Annotated in this window: 17 protein-coding genes; 7 read left to right on the forward strand and 10 right to left on the reverse strand. The window is 61.7% G+C overall.

Annotation, left to right across the window (positions count from 1 at the left end; all coding sequences use genetic code 11):
- Positions 1-71: 71 nt before the first annotated feature.
- A complete protein-coding gene (locus BFN67_RS11450; RefSeq protein WP_080919775.1) occupies positions 72-671 on the forward strand; it encodes a TetR/AcrR family transcriptional regulator in 600 nt (199 codons plus the stop codon).
- Between the two features lie 45 nt (positions 672-716).
- Here the strand turns inward: BFN67_RS11450 and BFN67_RS11455 are convergent, their stop codons facing one another.
- On the reverse strand, positions 717-1,628 hold the full coding sequence (locus BFN67_RS11455; protein ID WP_080919746.1) for a peptidylprolyl isomerase: 912 nt from the start codon (positions 1,626-1,628) through the stop codon (positions 717-719).
- Between the two features lie 253 nt (positions 1,629-1,881).
- Here BFN67_RS11455 and secA point away from each other — a divergent pair, with 253 nt between their 5' ends.
- From secA to BFN67_RS11470, 3 genes are all read left to right on the forward strand, one after another.
- Positions 1,882-4,611 (forward strand): preprotein translocase subunit SecA, encoded by a 2,730-nt coding sequence (gene secA / locus BFN67_RS11460; protein ID WP_080919747.1) that lies wholly within the window; start codon positions 1,882-1,884, stop codon positions 4,609-4,611.
- 405 nt (positions 4,612-5,016) lie between these two features.
- Positions 5,017-5,556, forward strand: a complete 540-nt coding sequence (locus BFN67_RS11465) for a sigma-70 family RNA polymerase sigma factor (protein ID WP_080919776.1) — start codon at positions 5,017-5,019, stop codon at positions 5,554-5,556.
- A gap of 1 nt (position 5,557) precedes the next feature.
- Positions 5,558-6,196 carry an NrsF family protein gene (locus BFN67_RS11470; protein WP_080919748.1) on the forward strand — a complete coding sequence of 213 codons (639 nt, stop codon included), beginning with the start codon at positions 5,558-5,560 and terminating at the stop codon, positions 6,194-6,196.
- Positions 6,197-6,299: 103 nt separating this feature from the next.
- On the opposite strand, the gene BFN67_RS11475 is transcribed toward BFN67_RS11470, so the two are convergent.
- From BFN67_RS11475 to BFN67_RS11505, 7 genes are all read right to left on the reverse strand, one after another.
- Positions 6,300-7,178, reverse strand: a complete 879-nt coding sequence (locus BFN67_RS11475; protein WP_080919749.1) for a 3-hydroxybutyryl-CoA dehydrogenase — start codon at positions 7,176-7,178, stop codon at positions 6,300-6,302.
- 110 nt (positions 7,179-7,288) lie between these two features.
- Entirely contained in the window at positions 7,289-8,218 is a 930-nt protein-coding gene (locus BFN67_RS11480) for an electron transfer flavoprotein subunit alpha/FixB family protein (RefSeq protein ID WP_080919750.1), read from the reverse strand.
- Positions 8,219-8,415: 197 nt separating this feature from the next.
- Positions 8,416-9,165 (reverse strand): electron transfer flavoprotein subunit beta/FixA family protein, encoded by a 750-nt coding sequence (locus BFN67_RS11485; protein WP_080919751.1) that lies wholly within the window; start codon positions 9,163-9,165, stop codon positions 8,416-8,418.
- Between the two features lie 184 nt (positions 9,166-9,349).
- Positions 9,350-10,141, reverse strand: coding sequence for a rhomboid family intramembrane serine protease (locus tag BFN67_RS11490; RefSeq protein ID WP_080919752.1), 792 nt, complete (start codon positions 10,139-10,141; stop codon positions 9,350-9,352).
- 31 nt (positions 10,142-10,172) lie between these two features.
- Positions 10,173-10,754 carry a cob(I)yrinic acid a,c-diamide adenosyltransferase gene (locus BFN67_RS11495; protein ID WP_080919753.1) on the reverse strand — a complete coding sequence of 194 codons (582 nt, stop codon included), beginning with the start codon at positions 10,752-10,754 and terminating at the stop codon, positions 10,173-10,175.
- 29 nt (positions 10,755-10,783) lie between these two features.
- Entirely contained in the window at positions 10,784-10,975 is a 192-nt protein-coding gene (locus tag BFN67_RS11500) for a twin transmembrane helix small protein (protein WP_080919754.1), read from the reverse strand.
- Positions 10,976-10,998: 23 nt separating this feature from the next.
- The gene (locus tag BFN67_RS11505) at positions 10,999-11,883 is read right to left on the reverse strand and encodes an SDR family oxidoreductase (RefSeq protein ID WP_080919755.1); all 885 of its coding nucleotides are present in this window, start codon (positions 11,881-11,883) and stop codon (positions 10,999-11,001) included.
- A 35-nt stretch (positions 11,884-11,918) separates the two neighbouring features.
- On the opposite strand from BFN67_RS11505, the gene BFN67_RS11510 reads away from it, so the two are divergent.
- Positions 11,919-12,773: a YihY/virulence factor BrkB family protein gene (locus tag BFN67_RS11510; RefSeq protein ID WP_080919756.1), complete on the forward strand. Its 855-nt coding sequence runs from the start codon at positions 11,919-11,921 to the stop codon at positions 12,771-12,773.
- Here the strand turns inward: BFN67_RS11510 and BFN67_RS11515 are convergent.
- Both BFN67_RS11515 and gluQRS read right to left on the reverse strand, forming a co-directional pair.
- Positions 12,740-13,642, reverse strand: coding sequence for a DMT family transporter (locus BFN67_RS11515; protein WP_080919757.1), 903 nt, complete (start codon positions 13,640-13,642; stop codon positions 12,740-12,742). The genes BFN67_RS11510 and BFN67_RS11515 overlap by 34 nt on opposite strands.
- Positions 13,643-13,749: 107 nt before the next feature.
- Positions 13,750-14,625: a tRNA glutamyl-Q(34) synthetase GluQRS gene (gene gluQRS, locus BFN67_RS11520; protein WP_080919758.1), complete on the reverse strand. Its 876-nt coding sequence runs from the start codon at positions 14,623-14,625 to the stop codon at positions 13,750-13,752.
- A 74-nt stretch (positions 14,626-14,699) separates the two neighbouring features.
- Here gluQRS and BFN67_RS11525 point away from each other — a divergent pair, with 74 nt between their 5' ends.
- Positions 14,700-15,359 carry a DNA-3-methyladenine glycosylase family protein gene (locus BFN67_RS11525; RefSeq protein WP_080919759.1) on the forward strand — a complete coding sequence of 220 codons (660 nt, stop codon included), beginning with the start codon at positions 14,700-14,702 and terminating at the stop codon, positions 15,357-15,359.
- 109 nt (positions 15,360-15,468) lie between these two features.
- Complete coding sequence (locus BFN67_RS11530; RefSeq protein ID WP_080919777.1) at positions 15,469-16,026, forward strand: HNH endonuclease; 558 nt, start codon at positions 15,469-15,471, stop codon at positions 16,024-16,026.
- The last annotated feature ends 5 nt before the right edge of the window (positions 16,027-16,031 follow it).

Raw genomic sequence — 16,031 nt, forward strand, 5'->3', positions numbered from 1 at the left:
TATAGAACGAGCCGTTTCGTTTTGTCAAGGGATGATCTATGATGAAATTCATCTACTGACTGGAGATGCTCATGGACAAGGAGAACGAAACCCGCAGGTCGATTGGAGCACGCCGCAATCCAGCCAGCGCGGAGGCGATCCTGGAGGCCGCCGAGGCGGTGCTTGCGGAGGCCGGCCATGCCGGCTTCTCCATCGAAGCGGTGGCGCGCCGCGCACGAGCGGGAAAGCCCACCATCTATCGGTGGTGGCCGTCAAAGACCGCGCTTCTGCTCGACGTCTACCAGCGCCAGAAGCGCTTTGCCTATCCCGACACCGGCAATATCGAGGAAGACATCGCTGCATTCCTGCACGCGCTGCTGGCGAACTGGCGCAACACCGCATCCGGGCCGATCTTCCGGTCGATCATCGCCGAGGCGCAATCCGACGAGAACGCGGCGAAAGCGCTTGCTGCCTATGCGGCGGACAGGCGCACCCAAACGGGAACGATGATCGAGCGGGCAAAGGCGCGCGGTGAGGTTGCCGCCGATGCCGACCCGGCGACGATCGCCGACCTCGTTTCATCTTTCGCCTGGTCGCATCTGCTGACTGGCCGTCTGGATGCCAACGAGACGAAGTTGAAAGCCGTGGCGCGCCTCATTGCACAGGGCATCGAGAAAAAAGGCGACACCTGAGCCGGTGTCACCTTCGAAAAATCCTATTCGGCCTTAAGGCAAGCCTTACTTGCCGCCCTCGGCCGCCTCGACGGCCTTGCGCAGATTCTCATCGGGAATCTCGACCTTGGCGGCGGCGCGCGCGTCCTTGACCATCGCGAAATACTTGTCCCGGATCACCAGCGACTTCACCTGGTCCTTGACCTTATCGAAAGCCGGCGGCTGTTTCTGGCGCTTGTCCTCGACCTTGATGATATGCCAGCCGAACTGGGTCTTGACCGGCTCCTTGGTGTAGCTGCCGACAGCCAGCGCCTCAGCCGCCTTTTCGAATTCCGGCACCATCTGGCCGGGGCCGAAATAACCGAGGTCGCCGCCATTGGCCTTGCCGCTCGGATCATTGGTGTGTTCGTTGGCGAGCTTCTGGAAATCGGCGCCGGTATCGAGCTGCTTGATGATCGCCTCGGCCTCTTCCTTGGTCTTCACGAGAATGTGACGGGCATGCACTTCGTTGACCGGCGGCTGGGCGGCGATCTCCTTTTCGTAGCGAGCCTTGATTTCATCATCCGTGATCTTGCCGAGAACGTCCTTCTCGACCACTTCGCCATGCAGCGCGCGCTCCTGCAGGAAGGCGGCGCGGCGCTGGAAGTCGGGATCCTTGTCGAGCCCTTCGGCCTTGGCCTTGGCGGCGAGCACCTTGATCTCGATCGCTGCCGAAAGCGCGGCGGCGCGGCGCTGCTCCGGCGGAAGCTGTGCAAATTGCTGCGACAACTCGCCTTCGGCAAGCGTCAGGTCGCTTTCGGTAAGCTCCTGGCCATTGACGGTGGCGACGACAGCATTCGGATCAACCGGCTTTTCAGTCGCCGTGGCCGGGGCGGTAGCGGCCGCATCCTCGGCAAAAGCGGGAGACAGAACAAGGGCCGACAGCCCGACAGCCAGGCCAATGCCGGCAAGCGGGGCACGGCGGGATGAAAACAGCATGAACAAGTCTCCGGTGAGAATGGGAAGAAAGAAGCGTTAGGCTTTCAAATCAGCCAGAATATGGCGGAATTGCGCATGTCCGGCGGACCGCACGCGGCGTTGACATCAGTTCAGGCCCCTCTTATCTGTCCAACGACTTTGCGTCCAGAACCGTTTTTTGGGCGCTTTTCGGTGTTTCGTTGACGCAGCAGGGGAACGGCATAAGCCGCTACGTCGCCGCGCAACGCCTTGGATTGCAACGAAAGGGCCATGAATGGTCAGTCTCGGCGGTCTCGCCCGTAAGGTTTTCGGATCGGCAAACGATCGCCGCGTGAAATCGACTCGCCCGCGTGTCGAAGCGATCAACGCCATGGAAAACGAGATGCGCGCGCTCTCGGACGCCGAATTGCAGGCGCGTACGGCGAAATTCCGCCAGGATCTTGCCAATGGCGCCTCGCTCGATGATCTCCTGGTGCCGGCGTTCGCCACGGTACGCGAAGCGGCGCGCCGCGTGCTCGGCATGCGTCCGTTCGACGTCCAGTTGGTCGGTGGCATGGTGCTGCATGATGGCGGCATTGCCGAGATGCGCACCGGCGAGGGCAAGACGCTGGTGGCGACGCTGCCGGTCTATCTCAACGCGCTGCCGGCCAAGGGCGTGCATGTCGTCACCGTCAACGATTACCTGGCCTCGCGCGACGCCGAATGGATGGGCCGCGTTTACAAGTTCCTGGGCTTGAGCATCGGTATCATCGTCCATGGATTGACCGACGAGGAACGCCGCGACGCCTATGCCTGCGACATCACCTACGCGACCAACAACGAGCTTGGGTTCGACTACCTGCGCGACAACATGAAATACGAGCGCGCCCAGATGGTGCAGCGCCCCCACAATTTCGCGATCGTCGACGAGGTCGATTCCATCCTGATCGACGAAGCGCGCACGCCGTTGATTATTTCCGGCCCGCTCGAAGATCGCTCGGAAACCTACAACACGGTCGATACCTTCATCGTCAAGCTGGTGCCGGCGGATTATGAAATAGACGAGAAGCAGAAGACGGCCACCTTCACCGAAGAAGGCACGGAAAAGGTCGAAAACATGCTGCGGGAAGCCGGCTTACTGAAAGGCGGCTCGCTCTATGACGTGGAGAATGTCGGGCTGGTCCACCACGTCAACAATGCGCTCAAGGCACACCAGCTTTTCACCCGCGACAAGGACTATATCGTGCGCAACGGCGAGATCGTCATCATCGACGAGTTCACCGGCCGCATGATGCCGGGCCGCCGCTATTCGGAAGGGCTGCATCAATCGCTCGAAGCCAAGGAGCATGTGCAGATCCAGCCGGAGAACCAGACGCTGGCGTCCGTCACCTTCCAGAACTATTTCCGCCTCTACGACAAGCTGGCCGGCATGACCGGCACGGCGCTGACGGAAGCCGAGGAGTTCGGCAATATCTACAATCTCAGCGTCACCGAAATCCCGACCAATCTGCCTGTCAAGCGTATCGACGAGGACGACGAGGTCTATCGCACGGTCGAGGAGAAGTATCAGGCGATCGTCAAGGAGATCAAGGACGCTCGCGCCAAGGGGCAGCCGATCCTGGTTGGCACCACCTCCATCGAGAAATCGGAACAACTCGCGGAGCGGCTGAACAAGGAAGGGCTGAAGGATTTCGAAGTCCTCAACGCACGCCATCACGAGCGCGAGGCGTCGATCGTGGCCCAGGCCGGCAAGCCCGGTGCCGTCACCATCGCCACCAACATGGCAGGCCGCGGCACCGACATCCAGCTTGGCGGCAATGCCGAAATGCGCATCGCCGAGGAACTTGCCGAGATGCCGGAAGGTCCGGAACGCGAGGCGCGCGAGAAGGAAATCCACGAGGATGTGGCCCGCCTGAAGGAAAAGGCGCTCGCGGCAGGCGGCCTTTACGTGCTCGCTACCGAGCGCCATGAATCACGGCGCATCGATAACCAGTTGCGTGGCCGTTCCGGCCGCCAGGGCGATCCCGGCCGCTCGAAATTCTACCTGTCGCTGCAAGACGATCTGATGCGCATCTTCGGCTCCGAGCGCATGGACGGCATGCTGACCAAGCTCGGCCTCAAGGAAGGCGAGGCGATCATCCACCCCTGGATCAACAAGGCGCTCGAAAAGGCGCAGACCAAGGTGGAGGCGCGCAATTTCGATATACGCAAGAACCTGCTGAAATATGACGACGTGTCCAACGACCAGCGCAAGGTGGTGTTCGAGCAGCGCCTTGAACTGATGGATGGCGACGGACTTACCGAGACGATCGCGGAAATGCGCGAAGGCGTGATCGAGGAGATCGTCGCCAAGGCCATTCCCGAAAACGCCTATGCCGAGCAGTGGAATATCGACGGCCTCAAGCAGGACATCGCGCAATATCTCAATCTCGACCTGCCTGTCGACGAATGGGCCAAGGAAGAAGGGATCGCCGAGGACGACATTCGCGAGCGCATCACACAGGCGACCGATGCGGCGGCCAACGATCGGGCCGCACGCTTCGGCCCCGATGTCATGACCTATGTCGAGCGTTCGGTCGTCCTGCAAACGCTGGATGCGCTGTGGCGCGAGCACATCGTCAATCTCGACCATCTGCGCTCGGTGATCGGCTTCCGCGGCTATGGCCAGCGCGATCCGTTGCAGGAGTTCAAAAGCGAGGCATTCGAACTGTTCCAGGCCATGCTCGGCAATCTGCGCCAGGCGGTCACGGCTCAACTGATGCGTGTCGAGTTGGTCAATCAGGCAGCGGAAGCACCGCCGCCCGAAGCTCCCGAGACCTTCGGCAGCCATATCGACGGCACCACCGGCGAGGATGATTTTGCCGATGGCGAAACACTGGTGATGACGCGCAGCGCCGCGGCAACCGTCGCGCCGGAGGATCGCGATCCGAACAATCCGGCAAGCTGGGGCAAGGTCGGTCGCAATGAGCCCTGCCCCTGCGGGTCGGGCAAGAAATACAAGCATTGCCACGGCACTTTCGCCTGAGTGCCTGACCCAACAGTCGTTGCGAACGATCTACCGGCCAATGGATGGCCGGCCAGCTTCGTGTTCGACAAAGCAGGTGCATTGCGTCGTTCCTACAGACGCCGATAAGCGGGATCGCCATCAACATGCATGGGAGAAGCCGCACCCGCCACCTATACCAGAGGTCCTGGATGTTGACACATTCAAGGCCGCCTCAATCGCCGGCGCGGCCCATCCGGGCCACTCGGCTTTTGCGCCAACGGGCGCGGCGCGCGGTCGCGCGCTCCAACGGTCATTCAAAATGACCGTTGGTATTATCCACGGTCACGACAGACTTTTCTATCTCGAAAGACCGGGCATGATGCTTTTACGGCCGTGCTTGTAACAACCGGCATCGAGGCGCGAAGTAGGGAGGGAATGAGTTCTGTGACCGGCAAGGACGAGGACGACCTTTCCCGTCTGTTGCGCGCGGCGGTCGCAGGCGATGAGCGTGCTTATGCCGACTTCCTGCATCGAATCGCCGCACGGGTGCGAGGTTTTGCGCGGCGCAAGATCGTCAAGGGCGGCATCGATGCCGAGGACGTGGTGCAGGAAACCTTGCTGGCCATTCATCTGAAGCGTCATACCTGGCGAACCGACGCGCCGGTGCTGCCATGGGTTTACGCCATCGCCCGCTTCAAGCTGATCGACGCTTTCCGCCGACGGGGCCAACGCATCGAACTGGAAATCGGCGATTTCGTTGAAACACTTGCCGCTCCCCAACCAGCCGAGGCGGCAAGCGAACGCGACGTGACAAGGGCGCTCGACGGCCTGTCTCCCGGCCAGCGCTCCGTGGTTTCGGCAATCTCGGTGGAAGGACGGTCGATCGGTGAGACGGCGCGGCATCTGGGCATGAGCGAGACGGCGGTCAGGGTCGCGCTGCATCGCGGACTCAGCGCCATCGCCAAACGATTTGGACGGAACTGACGTGAAGACGCGAGATCTCATAAAGGCGCTCGAAGCCGACACAGCCAGACCGAGACTGGCCAGCGGCATTATCTGGCCGCTGGCAGGCGGTGCAGCGGTGCTGGTCGCGGCGGTGGTGTTCTTCGCGACCATCGGCCCTCGTTCCGATATCGGCGATGCGATGGAAACGGTGCGCGTCCAGTTCAAGTTCGTCTATACGCTGGCGCTGGCAGCGAGCGCGCTGCCGATTGTCCTGGCCAGCGCACGGCCTGGGTCATCGCCCTGGCATCTGGCGCCGTGGCTGCTGGCCGCGCCGCTTTTGCTTGCCGGCGCGGTGGCGACCGAATTGATTGCCGTTCCGTCGCAGGAGTGGGCCGTCCGCCTGATCGGCAAGAACTGGTTCTATTGCATGATGCTCATACCGCTGATCGGCATCGGGCCGCTGGCGATCATTCTCGCGACCCTGCGGCATGGCGCGCCGACACGCCCGATATTCTCGGGCGCCGTCGCCGGGTTGCTCGCCAGCGGGCTCGCGGCAACCTTCTATGCCGCCCATTGCACGGACGACTCGCCGCTTTTCGTGGCCGTCTGGTACACGATCGGCTTCGCCGTTCTGACGGGGCTGGGTGCGCTGGGAGGGCGCTTGTTTCTACGCTGGTGAGACGGGAAACTTGGGCTTTACTGAACCGGCAGAACTGCTCTATCTCGTTGTTTTAGCCGCACTTCCGGACGCAAAACCGCTTCACACTTTTGCTGGAAATGCTTCAACGCGTCGGGACCGGATGTTCGCCGCGATAATCGTAGAAACCGCGCCCGGTCTTGCGGCCGAGCCATCCGGCTTCGACATATTTCACCAATAGCGGGCATGGCCGATATTTCGAATCCGACAGGCCCTCATGCAGCACCTGCATGATCGAAAGGCAGGTATCGAGGCCGATGAAATCGGCGAGTTGCAGCGGCCCCATCGGATGATTGGCGCCGAGCTTCATGGCGGTATCGATGGCGTCCACCGTGCCGACGCCCTCATAGAGCGTGTAGATCGCCTCGTTGATCATCGGCAAAAGAATGCGGTTGACGATGAAGGCCGGGAAATCCTCCGAAACCGTGATCGCCTTGTCGAGCCGGGTGACGTAGGCCTTTGCCGATTCAAACGTCGCATCCTCGGTGGCAATACCGCGCACCAGTTCGACCAGTTTCATCACCGGCACCGGATTCATGAAATGAATGCCGATGAAACGCTCCGGCCGGTCGGTCTGCGACGCAAGACGCGTGATCGAGATCGACGAGGTGTTGGTGGCGAGGATCGCCTCCGGATTGAGAAGCGGGCAAAGCTGCGCAAAGATCTTGCGCTTGACGGTTTCGTCCTCGGTCGCGGCTTCGACCACGAGATCGGCAGCAGCCAGATCGGCCATCGTGGCGGCAGCCGAGATATGAGCCATGGCGTCCTTGCGCGTGCTCTCTTCCAACTTACCCGAGCCGACCTGGCGGGCCATATTGCCGCTGATGGTGGCGATGCCCTTTTCGACACTGGCCGCGGAGACATCGTAAAGCAGCACGTTGAAACCCGCCAAGGCCGAGACATGAGCAATGCCGCTGCCCATCTGGCCCGCACCGACAATACCGATTGTCTCGATCTTGCTCATGACGCAATCCCGTTCAACGCCTGAAGTACCGTTGTGCAGCGCACACTAAGAGGGCGAGGCGTTTTCGTCCACCCCGCCCTCATAATTCTAATGCCAATCTTCCAAAGGCGTCAAAGCGCCTTTTGCAATTCCGGCAAGACGACGAACAGATCGCCGACGATGCCATAATCGGCGACCTGGAAGATCGGTGCTTCCTCGTCCTTGTTGATGGCGACGATCACCTTGGAATCCTTCATGCCGGCAAGATGCTGGATAGCGCCCGAGATGCCGCAGGCGATGTAGAGATCGGGGGCAACCACCTTGCCGGTCTGGCCGACCTGCCAGTCGTTCGGCGCATAGCCGGCGTCGACCGCCGCGCGGCTGGCGCCAACGGCGGCACCCAGCTTGTCGGCAACCGGCAGGATAACTTCCTGGAACTTTTCGGCGGAACCCAGCGCCCGGCCGCCGGAAATGATGATCTTGGCCGAGGTGAGTTCGGGCCGATCGCTCTCGGAAAGCTTGTTCTCGATGAATGTGGACAGGCCGGGATTGGCCGCGGGCTGCACGGTTTCCACGGCAGCAGAACCGCCCTCTTCCGCCGACTGGAAGGCAGCCGTACGCACGGTGACGACCTTCTTGGCGTCGGTCGCCTGCACCGTCTGGATGGCGTTGCCGGCATAGATCGGCCGCTTGAAGGTGTCGGGCGAAACGACCTCGATGATCTCGGAAACCTGCGCCGTATCCAGAAGCGCGGCCACGCGCGGCATGACGTTCTTGCCCGTCGAAGTGGCCGCGGCGATCAGCACATCGTAGTTCGGCGCCAGGGACACGATCAGCGCGGACGTCGGCTCGGCCAGACGCTCGGCCAGTTCGTCGGCCTCGGCCAACAACACCTTGCGCACGCCCTTGAGCTTGGCGGCTTCGTCAGCGGCGGGTTTGGCGCCCTTGCCGGCGACCAGAACGTCGATGTCCGAACCGATCTTGAGCGCGGCCGAAAGTGTCTTGGCGGTCTGGTCGGAAAGCGAAGCATTGTCGTGTTCGGCGATCAGAAGAATTGCCATTTTCTTGTTCCTTGTCCCTTTGCGTCGCGGCGCTTGCCCCTTGTGCGTCCTTCGAGGCTCGCCCTTCCGGCTCGCACCTCAGGATGAGGGCGGTTGATTGCATGCCTGAAATGTGGGTTTCGGCTGCCCCGATGAAGAGCCGCGCCAGTCCTCACCCTGAGGTGCGAGCGCGGCGAGCCTCGAAGGGCGCACCTGAATTACAGAACCCCCGCTTCGTTCTTGAGCTTGTCCACTAGTTCGGCCACCGATCCGACCTTGACGCCCGCCTTGCGGCCGCCCGGCTCCTCGGTCTTGAGCACCTTGAGGCGCGGCGAAACGTCGGCGCCGAAATCGGCCGGGCTCTTTTCGTCCAGCGGCTTTTTCTTGGCCTTCATGATGTTGGGCAGCGAGGCATAGCGCGGCTGGTTGAGCCTGAGGTCGGCGGTCATGATCGCCGGCATTTTGAGCTCGAGCGTCTGCAAGCCGCCATCGACCTCGCGCGTCACCTTGGCGACGTCGCCGGCCAGTTCGATCTTCGAAGCAAAGGTGCCCTGCGACCAGCCGAGCAGCGCCGCCAGCATCTGGCCGGTCTGGTTCGAATCATCGTCGATCGCCTGCTTGCCGAGAATGACAAGGCCCGGCTTTTCCGCCTCGACCACGCCCTTCAGCACCTTGGCGACGCCGAGCGGTTCAGCCGCTTCGTCGGTCTTGACCAGAATGGCGCGGTCGGCGCCCATCGCGAGCGCGGTGCGCAGCGTCTCGGCGGCCTGTGCCGGGCCGATCGAAACCACGACGATCTCCTCGACCTTGCCGGCTTCCTTGAGCCGGATCGCCTCTTCCACCGCGATCTCGTCGAACGGGTTCATCGCCATCTTCACATTGGCAAGCTCGACGCCCGAGCCGTCGGCCTTCACCCGCACCTTGACGTTGGCGTCAACAACCCGCTTCACGGGCACGAGGATCTTCATTGCGCTTCTCACCTCTCAAGACGTTTCGGGTGCGCTATAGCAGCGCCAAACCTTGCACATTTGTCGAATGCCGACATTTTACGCGGAAATTCCAGCATTCGACCGTCTTGACGGCGAAAGCGTTCTCCGCAGGCGGGCGGAACCTAGAGACGGGCAAGGTGCCCGTCAATATCCAGCGGCAAGCCTAATCGGTTGAATCAAGGCTGTTGGCGCTGGCCTGCCCAAAGCGGTGGTTTTGCAGACGGTATCCCTCCTCGTCAGGCGGCTTTTTACGAACGGCACGCGGGGTGACGATCTCCTTGTCCAGCAGCGGCGCGTGCTGGCGCCGCAACACCAGAACCAGGATCGCGCCGGCAATGATGCCGCCGATATGGCACGCCCAGGAGATTCGGTCGTCGCCGCCGAGGGCAAACATGGCGAATTGCAACAGGATCCACAGCGCAAGCAGCAAATAGGCCGGGATGCGCAGCGGAATGCGGAAGAAGGCGAGTATCCAGATCTTCACGCGCGGATGCAGGATGAGATACGCCGTCACGACACCGGCAATCGCACCGGAAGCTCCGATCAGCGGCGCTTGCGAATCCGGCGCCACCCAGCCGTGAAAGACGGCGCCGGCGACAGCGCAGGCCAGATAGAAGACCAGAAAACGCAGATGGCCGAGCGCATCCTCGACATTGTCGCCGAACACCCAAAGGAACAGCATATTGCCGCCCAGATGAAAGATGTCGGCGTGGAGAAAAGCATAGGTCAGGTAATTGAAACCGTCGGGCACGACGACGAATTCCGGCCCCAGCACCGCGGTGTGATGGGCAACGGAAGGGATAAAGCCGAGACCCAGCACGGCAGCATTGGTGAAGTTGTCGCCGCCGGCCAGAGTCGCCAGGTAGACGATGACGTTGGCGGCGATCAGCCCGATCGTCACATATTGCAGTTTGATGTGGTGCAGGCTGTTGGCATCGTGAAGCGGGATGAACATCGACGCTTTCTGTCGTCAACTCGGTGATCGGTCAGCGGTTCTCGCCAGGCACCCATAGCACATCGGCGTTGCCATTGTCATTGACCGTGCGCGCGGCGACGAAAAGCAGGTCCGAGAGACGATTGATATATTTCAGGCCTTCACGGTTGACATGCTCAGCGGGATTTTCAGCCAACGCGACCATGATGCGCTCGGCACGACGCGCCACGGTGCGCGCAAGATGCAGCGCGGCGGCTGCGGGCGAGCCGCCGTTCAGCACGAAGGAGCGCAGCGGCTGAAGATTCCTGTTCAGCGCGTCGATATCCTTTTCAAGCCGCTCGACCTGGGATGCGACGATCCGCAACGGCTCGTAACCGAGCGGCTTGCCCTCGTCGGGCGTGGCGAGATCGGCGCCAAGATCGAACAGATCGTTCTGAACGCGCCCGAGCATGGCGTCGATCTCCGGATAGGCAGCGCCGGTATGCACGCGCGCCATGCCGATGCAGGCATTAGCCTCGTCCACGGTGCCGCACGCTTCGATGCGCGGATCGGCCTTCGAGCGCCGGGCGCCGCTACCGAGACCGGTCGTGCCGTTATCGCCGGTGCGGGTGTAGATCTTGTTCAGCTTGACCATTGCAATACTCTTCGATGACCCGATGCGGGTTACTTGCGGGTGAAAAAGACAGCGAGAAGGATCAGCACGATGGCGATGAACTGCAACAGGACACGCGCCTGCATCAGCTTGTTCGACGTCGAGCCGGACCCTCCTTTCATCATGTTGACCAATCCCCGGACAAGGACCACCACAACGGCGGCCATGAAGATGGCGGCAAGAAATTTGAAGGTGAAAGCCATGGGTGCATTCCGTTCGATTGCGGTCAGACGTTCCTGGCAAGAACGCGATAAAGCAGAGACGCCGGCAGAAGGCGCCTGAGCAGAACGCCAGCCTTGGCAGGCACCGTTACCACATAATGCGGGCGGGGGCGCCGCGACAGAAGTGCGTGCCGCAATGCCCTGTATACCACATCGGGATTCGCCTGCATGGATGAATGGCCGGCACCGGCACGCAATTGCTCCAGTTGTTTGCGATAGCCGGCCTTGTGGACCGATCCGGCATAATCGACGTGTTTCAGGAACCAGCTCATTCCATTCCTGTGAATATCGGAGACAACAGGCCCCGGCTCGATCAGCGACACATGGACGCCGCTGTCCACGAGTTCCTGCCGCAGGCTCAGCATCAGGCCCTCGACCGCATATTTCGAGGCGCAATAGGCACCGCGAAAGCGCGCCGGCATCATCCCGAGGATGGATGAACAGTGAACCAGCCGGCCGTGACCCTGGGCACGCATGACCGGAATAATTCGCCGCGTCAGATCGTGCCAGCCAAAGACATTGGCCTCGAACTGTTCGCGCAGTGCTTCTACCGGAAGATCCTCGACCGCTCCGGCCTGGGCGTGGGCGCCGTTGTTGTAGAGCGCGTCGAGGCGACCGCCCGTGCGTTCCAGCACGGCGGTGACGAGCGCGGCGATCGATTCCGGCTCACGATAATCGAGATAGAAGGCCTCGACCCCCTCGGCTCTAAGTACCGCTATGTCCTTTTCCTTGCGAGCGGTGGCAAAAACCCGCCAGCCATCAGCCTTCAAGGCGCGGGTACAATAGGCGCCGATGCCCGATGATGCACCCGTAAGGAGGATCGTACGCAATTCGCTAAAGACCGAACATTGCCATGCCGAGGCTTGCCATTTGTGATCATCCCTTCCCATATTCGCAGGCCGGTTACAATTGTGGGGAAGAATTCTTGCTGCGTAATGTCGTCGTTCTCAAGCGCATCCTGTTCGACGCGCTTGGCCATTTCAACAATGACGACGGCTGGCCGATGGCCTCGCACCTTGCCATCACCGCGCTAATGGCACTGTTTCCCTTCCTGATTTTTGCGACCACGCTGGGGAGCTTTCTTGGCGCGCGAGCGTTTGCCGATACGGCCGTGCACCTGGTCTTCGACACATGGCCGGAGCAGATCGCCAAGCCGATTGCCCATGAAGTGCGCAATGTGCTGACCGTGCAGCGCACCGACCTTCTGACCTATGGCGTGCTGCTTGCCGCCTTCTTCGCCTCCAACGGCATCGAGGCACTGCGCACCGCGCTCAACCGCGCCTACCGCGTCACGGAAACGCGCGGCATCATCTTCCGGCGCGTGCAAAGCATAGCCTTCGTGCTGATCGCGACAGCCGGATTTCTGGCAGTGAGCGTGCTTCTGGTGTTTGCGCCACTGCTGGCAAGACTGGCCGAGGCACATTTCATCTGGCTCCAGCCTTATGTCGGCACCTTCACCCTGTGGCGCTATATGATTGCCTCGTCGGTGATCGTCGGCGGGCTGTTTGCCGTGCATTTCTGGCTGCCGGCCGGCAGGCGGAGGCTGCTTTCGCTCGTGCCCGGCATCTTGTTCACTTTGGCGGGCTGGCTGATCGGCTCGACCCTTTTCGCCAGCTATCTCGATCATTTCTCGTCCTATGCCAGCACCTATGCCGGACTGGCCTCGATCATGATCGCGGTGGTCTTCCTTTATATCATTTCGGTAATCTTCATCCTTGGCGGCGAGTTGAACGCCGCCATCAGCCGCTATCGCACAGCCCGCGCGCGCGTCGGCAACTGAAAACCGCCGCGCGCGGTCGCCAGACCGACGCCGAGCGTGGTGATCGCCATGCCGACGATCTGCACCGCGTCGAGATGTTCGCCGAACAGCGCCCATGCCATGACGGCTGTTACCGCCGGCACCAGATAAAACAGCGAGGCGACCTTCGACATTTCACCGTCGCGGATCATCACCATCAAAAGGAAGATCGCACCGACCGACAGCACCACCACCAACCAGACCAGCGCGAAGATCAGTTCGCCATTGACGGTGACGGTTTGCGTCTCGAACGCCAGCGAGGCTGCAAGCACGATCGCCGCGCCGCCGGCATATTGCCAGAGCGTTGCGGCGACGAGGCCGCCGCCCGAGGCAAAACGCTTCTGCCAGATTGTGCCGAAGCTCATGCCGATAACGGAAATCAGCGAGGCACCAAGGGTTTCCGCCGTGACCCCGCCGCCGATCGCGCCAAGCTTCGGCCACAAGACGACGATGATCCCGACGAGCCCGGTCGCCAGCCCTATCCAGTGCCGCGGCAAAACCTTTTCGCCCAGCAGCCTGCCGGCCAAAACGGCGGTGATCAACGGCTGCAAACCGACGATCAGGGCCGAAAGCCCCGCTGGCATGCCCCTGTGGATCGCCCAGAACACGCCGCCCAGATAGACGCCGTGTATCAGCATGCCGGCAACCATGGCATGCAGCACTTGCGTCGGCGAAAGCCTTTTCGAGCCAAGCAGCACGACAAGGCCGGCAAACAGGATGAAGGCCAGAACGAAGCGCATGGCGAGAAAGGTGAACGGCTCGGCCCATGGCATGGCATAGCGCGCACCGATGAAGCCGGTCGCCCACAGGACCACGAATGTCGCGGGAATGAGCCGCTTGAAGCTTTGCATGGCACGGTTTCCGTTTGGAAGCGGATCGCTTTAACCGGAAGGCGATCGCGATGCAAAACGAAACGGCTGATCCGATGGTTCACGCAAATTGATGAAGCGGCCCCCACTCAGAGTTTCGCCATGCGGCGGACAGTTTCCGGCGTCACGCCGGCGTTGCGCAACGCGGCAATCCCGGTATCGCCGGCGCTTTTCGACAGTTTACGGCCTTCGGCGTCGAGGATGAGCCGATGATGGAAATAGGCCGGCTCCGGCAAGCCAAGGAGCTTCTGGAGAACGCGCTGGACAGCGGTGGCCGAATAAAGGTCGCTACCGCGCACGACATGCGTGATTTGCTGCAAGGCGTCGTCCACCACGACCGCCAGATGATAGCTGGTGGGGATTTCCCGCCGCGCCACGATCACGTCGCCCCAGTCCTGAGGCCGGGCCTCGACGCGATGCGTGCCTGACAGGGCCTCGTCGTCATATTCCAGCCAGGTCAGCGGCGCGGCGATCCGCTGCATGGCGGCATCGACATCGAGCCGCCAGGCAAATGGCAGACCGTGTGCGATCCTGCGCTTGCGCTCCTGCGTCGAAAGCGTCTTGTCGGCTCGCGGATAGAGCGGCACGCCATCGGGATCGCGCGGCCAGTCGCGCCCGCCTCCGCCGCTTTCGGCGATGAAAGCGCGAATCTCACCCCGGCTCATGAAGGCTGGATAGACCAGTTCCTCGTCGATAAGCCTATGCAGCACCGCCTCATAGTTGCCGAAATGCTCGGACTGGCGACGCACCTTGCCCTCCCACGCCACGCCCAGCCATGCCAGATCGCGCAAAATGCCGGTCTTAAAAGCCGGCGTGCAGCGCGTCGTGTCGATATCCTCCATGCGCAGCAACATGCGGCCGGCAAATGCATCAGCCAGTTTCCGGTTGAGCAGGACCGAATGGGCATGGCCGAGATGCAGTTCGCCGTTCGGGCTCGGCGCGAAACGGAATGTCAGCAGGTTCATTTGGCGTCGGCAACCGGGTTGAACGGCACAAGTACGAATTGCTACCTTGCACGGCAATGGGGAGCAACCGAACCATGCAACGCATCGCCACGCTGGATGATGTCTCACGAGGGCTGGACGCCCTTTGCCGCATCGATCCGCGCCTGACTGCAGTACGAGCCATGGCCGGCGAGGTGCCGCTGCGCCTTTCCGAACCGGGTTTCCGCAGCCTCGCCTCTATCATGATTTCCCAACAGGTTTCGCGCGCCAGCGCCGATGCTATATTCGGCCGGCTGACCGGCCTCCTCAATCCGCTGACGCCGCGCGCCGTGCTTGACGCAAGCGAGGTGATCTTCCGCGAAGCCGGCCTGTCGCGACCGAAGCAGCGCGGCCTCATCGCCGCGGCACAGGCCACCGTCGACGGGCTCGACCTTCACCATTTGTGCCGCATGGACGCGCCGAAGGCGATGGCGCTGCTGACCGCGGTTTCCGGCATAGGCCCGTGGACCGCGCAGGTCTATCTGCTGTTTTCGGCCGGCCATCCCGATATTTTTCCCGAACGCGACGTTGCCTTGCAAAGTGCAGTCGGCCATGCGCTCGGCATCGAGCCCCGGCCCGGCCACAAGGAACTTGGCCTGCTGGCCGAATCATGGAGCCCATGGCGGGGCGTCGCCTCACGACTTTTCTGGGCCTATTACCGCGAAACACGCGGCCGGGACGCCGCGCCGCTTACTGAGACTGCAAAAAAGCAATGAAATCACGCGCTTTTGCTGCGCATTGGCCTATCGATTCCGCTTCACATCCCTGTCATGTCGGGCTTACAGTATCGTCGTTATTCGGATCGATGCGAAGGAGACGAAGAACGTGACGGTCGCCGTATCGGCGGATGGGCTTCCAGCATTGGTGCTGAACGCGGATTATCGCCCGCTCAGCTACTACCCCCTGTCGCTCTGGTCGTGGCAGGACGCTATCAAGGCTGTCTTCCTCGACCGGGTCAACATCGTGGCCGAATACGACCATGCGGTGTCGTCGCCCTCCTTCTCGATGAAGCTGCCGAGCGTCGTCAGCCTCAAGACCTATGTGAAACCGTCGCGGTTCCCGGCCTTCACACGCTTCAACGTGTTTTTGCGTGATCGATTCCAGTGCCAGTATTGCGGCACGACGGAGGATCTCACCTTCGACCATGTCGTCCCACGCCGTTGCGGCGGAGCAACGACGTGGGACAATGTGGTGGCGGCCTGCTCCCCCTGCAATCTCAGGAAAGGCGGCCTGATGCCGGCGCATGCCAGAATGTGGCCGCGCCAGAAGCCCTATCAGCCGACGATGCACGATCTGCACAATAACGGCCGGCTGTTTCCGCCAAACCACCTGCATGAAAGCTGGATGGACTATCTCTACTGGGATGTCGAACTGGAACCGTAAGGTGC

The sequence above is a fragment of the Manganibacter manganicus genome, assembly GCF_002075885.1.
GTDB lineage: Bacteria > Pseudomonadota > Alphaproteobacteria > Rhizobiales > Rhizobiaceae > Mesorhizobium > Mesorhizobium manganicum.

Coding starts and splice junctions, on each gene's coding strand:
- BFN67_RS11450 (WP_080919775.1), top strand. CDS start 72: ATGGACAAGGAGAACGAAACCCGCAGGTCGATTGGAGCACGCCGCAAT.
- BFN67_RS11455 (WP_080919746.1), bottom strand. CDS start 1,628: ATGCTGTTTTCATCCCGCCGTGCCCCGCTTGCCGGCATTGGCCTGGCT.
- secA (WP_080919747.1), top strand. CDS start 1,882: ATGGTCAGTCTCGGCGGTCTCGCCCGTAAGGTTTTCGGATCGGCAAAC.
- BFN67_RS11475 (WP_080919749.1), bottom strand. CDS start 7,178: ATGAGCAAGATCGAGACAATCGGTATTGTCGGTGCGGGCCAGATGGGC.
- BFN67_RS11480 (WP_080919750.1), bottom strand. CDS start 8,218: ATGGCAATTCTTCTGATCGCCGAACACGACAATGCTTCGCTTTCCGAC.
- BFN67_RS11485 (WP_080919751.1), bottom strand. CDS start 9,165: ATGAAGATCCTCGTGCCCGTGAAGCGGGTTGTTGACGCCAACGTCAAG.
- BFN67_RS11490 (WP_080919752.1), bottom strand. CDS start 10,141: ATGTTCATCCCGCTTCACGATGCCAACAGCCTGCACCACATCAAACTG.
- BFN67_RS11495 (WP_080919753.1), bottom strand. CDS start 10,754: ATGGTCAAGCTGAACAAGATCTACACCCGCACCGGCGATAACGGCACG.
- BFN67_RS11500 (WP_080919754.1), bottom strand. CDS start 10,975: ATGGCTTTCACCTTCAAATTTCTTGCCGCCATCTTCATGGCCGCCGTT.
- BFN67_RS11505 (WP_080919755.1), bottom strand. CDS start 11,883: ATGGGAAGGGATGATCACAAATGGCAAGCCTCGGCATGGCAATGTTCG.
- BFN67_RS11515 (WP_080919757.1), bottom strand. CDS start 13,642: ATGCAAAGCTTCAAGCGGCTCATTCCCGCGACATTCGTGGTCCTGTGG.
- gluQRS (WP_080919758.1), bottom strand. CDS start 14,625: ATGAACCTGCTGACATTCCGTTTCGCGCCGAGCCCGAACGGCGAACTG.
- BFN67_RS11525 (WP_080919759.1), top strand. CDS start 14,700: ATGCAACGCATCGCCACGCTGGATGATGTCTCACGAGGGCTGGACGCC.